Source organism: bacterium (assembly GCA_024226335.1).
Classification (GTDB): Bacteria; Myxococcota_A; UBA9160; order SZUA-336; family SZUA-336; genus JAAELY01.
This window is the reverse complement of the sequence record JAAELY010000267.1, coordinates 1-3,477: the sequence shown is the minus strand read 5'-3', so window position 1 is coordinate 3,477 and position 3,477 is coordinate 1. Positions and strand designations below refer to the sequence as shown.

Annotated in this window: 3 protein-coding genes; 2 read left to right on the top strand and 1 reads right to left on the bottom strand. The window is 63.3% G+C overall.

Translation table 11 applies throughout. From position 1 onward, the window contains the following. The first annotated feature begins 70 nt into the window (after positions 1-70). Complete coding sequence (locus GY725_14025) at positions 71-805, top strand: phosphotransferase (GenBank protein ID MCP4005305.1); 735 nt, start codon at positions 71-73, stop codon at positions 803-805. Between the two features lie 56 nt (positions 806-861). Here the strand turns inward: GY725_14025 and GY725_14020 are convergent, their stop codons facing one another. After that, positions 862-2,760 carry an NAD(P)-binding protein gene (locus tag GY725_14020; protein MCP4005304.1) on the bottom strand — a complete coding sequence of 633 codons (1,899 nt, stop codon included), beginning with the start codon at positions 2,758-2,760 and terminating at the stop codon, positions 862-864. 55 nt (positions 2,761-2,815) lie between these two features. Between GY725_14020 and GY725_14015 the strand changes: the two genes are divergently transcribed. After that, positions 2,816-3,406, top strand: coding sequence for a TetR/AcrR family transcriptional regulator (locus GY725_14015; protein ID MCP4005303.1), 591 nt, complete (start codon positions 2,816-2,818; stop codon positions 3,404-3,406). Positions 3,407-3,477 lie beyond the last annotated feature (71 nt).

Sequence of the window (3,477 nt, the reverse complement as noted above, 5' to 3'; positions counted from 1 at the left end):
CCCGCGCGGCTTCCAATGCCACTAAGCGGAATTTTTGCGACCGGCCCTGGAATCGTGTGAGGATGTCGCCGTGGGATGGGAAGCTCTCGAACAGTGGGGTGACGCTGCCACCCGTATTGAGCGGCTCGCTGGCGGAGTCGCCAACGACGTGTGGAGCGTGCGGGTCGACGGACACCTTGCGGTCGGTCGTCTCGGTGCGAGGAGCGATGCGGACCTCGCGTGGGAGACCGAGCTCCTCCAACACCTCGACCGTGAAGGCCTGACGGTGCCGGTGCCGATCCCGACAACGGACGGCCGGCTGTTCGTCGACGGTTTGGTGGTGATGACCTGGGTGGAGGGCGGGCCGCCCGAGACGGAGGCCGACTGGCGTCGCGTGGCGGACACGCTCCGCCAGTTGCACCGGTTGACACAGGACTGGCCGCAGCGCCCGGGCTGGCGATCGTCGACCGACCTCCTGCACGCCGAGACCGGGACGAAGATCGACCTTGGCGCGATGCCGGCTGAGGGCGTTGCTCGATGCCGAGCAGCGTGGCAGCGACTCACTGGACGCCAGACGTGCGTCGTCCACGGCGATTCCAACAACCTTGGCAACGTTCGCGTCAGCGCGGATCGGGTCGCGCTGATCGATTGGGACGAGTCGCACGTCGACGTTCCCGACCTCGACCTGGTGCTGCCCCATAACGCCGCCGGTCTCGACGACGATGCGCACGACATCGCTGCGCAAGCGTCGGCCGCATGGGAAGCCGCCGTGTGCTGGGACGATGAGTATGCAATCAGCCGGCTGGCCGAGGTACGAGCGGTCTGAACGAGCTGACCCACGCAGAGTGCTGGGTCACGCGCACCACACGCCGGCTTGAGCGACTACCCGGTCGGCTTCGCAGCCGCCTGCTCTGCCACCGCTCTCCACCCGGCTTCGATGGCGCCGTCCATGTAGGGGGTCGCGTGGGAGTCCGAGTTGGCGATGGAGATGCGCCCGAATTGAGCCCGCCCGATTTCATGCGGTGCCTGTCCCTCGGGCCACTCGGGATCGTCGAGCATCATGCGCCAGTAGGCGTAGCCATGGGGCCAGCGATTGACGGTGATCGCGCGGATATCTGTCTCGTGATCAAAGCCGTGTTGTCCCAGCAAGGACTGTAGTTGGTCGCGAACCTGCTGCTCGTAGATCTCGAACGGAGTGGAATAGACCATTGCGCGCCCGATCCGAAGCAGGTCGCGCAAAGACTCATCGCCTGTGGGTGCAGGTGTTGGATTGGCCATCATCAGGACCACCATGGGATCGTCCGGTCCGCGTGGCGGCTCGAAGCCGCCTGTCGTTGTCTGCGGGGCAGAGCTCAGCATCGTGAAGGGATCTTTGGGGCACGTCACCATGCTGGCGCCCAGTTTCGAGAAGGCGCGGCCATTGTCCAGGAGAACATTGGCATAGACGAGCGGCACCTTGACGCCATATCGGAGCGCGTTTTTTTGTGGGTCGGGCAGTTCCGGGCACAGGTGCGGAATCAGGCCGTTGTAGCAGGCCAGGATGCAATGATCGCTGGTCACTCGCAGGGCATCGCCGTCCTGTACGTAGTCGACCTCCACTTTCTCACCACCGATATTCCGCACGCCGACCACGGTGCTGTTGAGCCGCAGCCGAGTTGTATTCTCGTCGCGGTCAAGCGCTTCGTAGTTGAAGCGGCTGGTGGCGATATCCTTGAACCCCGGGGATTCGGGTGCCACCGTCGGGATCAGTTTGTGGACGAGTAATCTCGTAACAGAGGCATTGCCATCCGCAAAGTAGCGAGCCTGGAAGACCGTTTTCGCGGCACCTATCGCCAGGGAGTGCACCGTTCCGGCGAGCCACCCCATGCCCTGCAATCCGGGTGCAGCCCCTGCGAGTGCTTCGATGACTGCGTGACTCCAGCCCGTATATCCATTGCCCACCCGAAGTACCGCATCCAGGATTGGCAGTGTCTCCTTGTCGAGGCCGACGCGGTCGACGAGGAAGCGGCTGTAGCTGACGGTCGATACGTATTCGAATTTCCGGCTGAGCGACAAGTCATCGAGGAAGTCCCGATCGCCTCCGAACAGGGCAATCAGTTTCTCCTGCTCCGCTGCCGGGATCGGGAGCGTCCGAACCATGCTCTGGTAGTCGCCCTCGCCATGCATCGTCAAGAGCCAGTTACCGCCGGCCGTCTTGTGACCGTCTTCTCCCGGAAGCGCCAGCGCGTTGTCGGCCGCAATGTTCGCCATTGCGAAGTCGTCAGAGGTGTTGGCCTGCATTGCGTCCGTGTCGATGCCGAGGTCGTCGAGCACGCCTTTGGTGATCAGGCCGTAGTCGTCCGGCATCTCCAGGTTCTGCGCACCGCCCAGGCCCAGTAGCATTCGCCCGTTGTAATGAAACTCGTTGCGCTTCGCGTGTCCGCCGAAGTCATCATGGTTGTCGAGGACGAGGATGCGCGCGTTGGTGCCCATCTTTTTGCGCTGGAACCACGCGGCCGCGAGCCCGCTGATGCCTGCGCCGACAACGACCAGATCGTAGTGTTCATCGAGTGAGCGATACTCGGCGGGCTTGTCCCCGTTCCAGGCCAGCGCATGGGCCACCTCGAATGAACCCGGGTGGCTGCCCCGCATCCCGGTGAGGGTTGGCGGGTAGTAGACGGATGATTCACCCGAGGCGCTCGGGCCAACCTGCGCGAGCAGGTCGGCGGGTGCCAGTAGAACTGCGCCCGCACCGACGGCAACGCCATTCAGGAAATCTCGGCGTGTTACGCGCACGGCCATCGCGGCCTCCTGGGATTGGACATGTCAGGTGACAGGCTCTAGCATGTCACTTGACATGTCAAGCGCCTACCAAGGAATCGTCGTCGGCGATCGCAAGCAACAGATACTCGAAGAAGCGATCGGGATCATCGCGTCAAAGGGCTACGGCAAACTGACGATGCGGGCGTTGGCCCGGGCCAGCGGCATGAAGCTCGGCGCGCTGCAATATCACTTCCGCACCTGGGAAGACATGCTTCGCGCGCTGGCCGCATTTATCTCGGAGACGTATCGAGTCTCGTTCGAGGTACTGAAACCCGGTGTGGAGGCGCCCTGTCTTCGGGACATCGTGCGGTTCCTCGCCGAAGATGCGCCCGGTTCCGTGTTACAGGCCGATCGGCTGTTCCCTCAACTGTGGGCGATGGCGCAGGTCGAGCCGGTGATGGAAGCGTTGCTGGACGACATCTACGTGGAGTACCTGGACAAGCTCGAGAAATGCCTCGTCGACATGGGAAGTACGGCACCCCGTGCAGAAGCGCTCGCACTGATGTCGTTGTTGGAGGGGGCGACTTTGTTCGTGGGCAGCGGCCGTCGCTGGGCGGACGACGCCGATGCCGTGCGCGATGCCGCGCTCGCATTCATTGACGCCCGGTATGGCCAGGAGAATTGACGATGAAAGTGAGAGAGCGATGACTGATGCACACGCACTCGACGGCACGATAGACAAGGCAGCCTTCCGGT

What these genes read in the sequence shown, in the direction of transcription:
- GY725_14015 (MCP4005303.1), top strand. Translation starts at nt 2,816, where the DNA reads ATGTCAAGCGCCTACCAAGGAATCGTCGTCGGCGATCGCAAGCAACAG.
- GY725_14020 (MCP4005304.1), bottom strand. Translation starts at nt 2,760, where the DNA reads ATGGCCGTGCGCGTAACACGCCGAGATTTCCTGAATGGCGTTGCCGTC.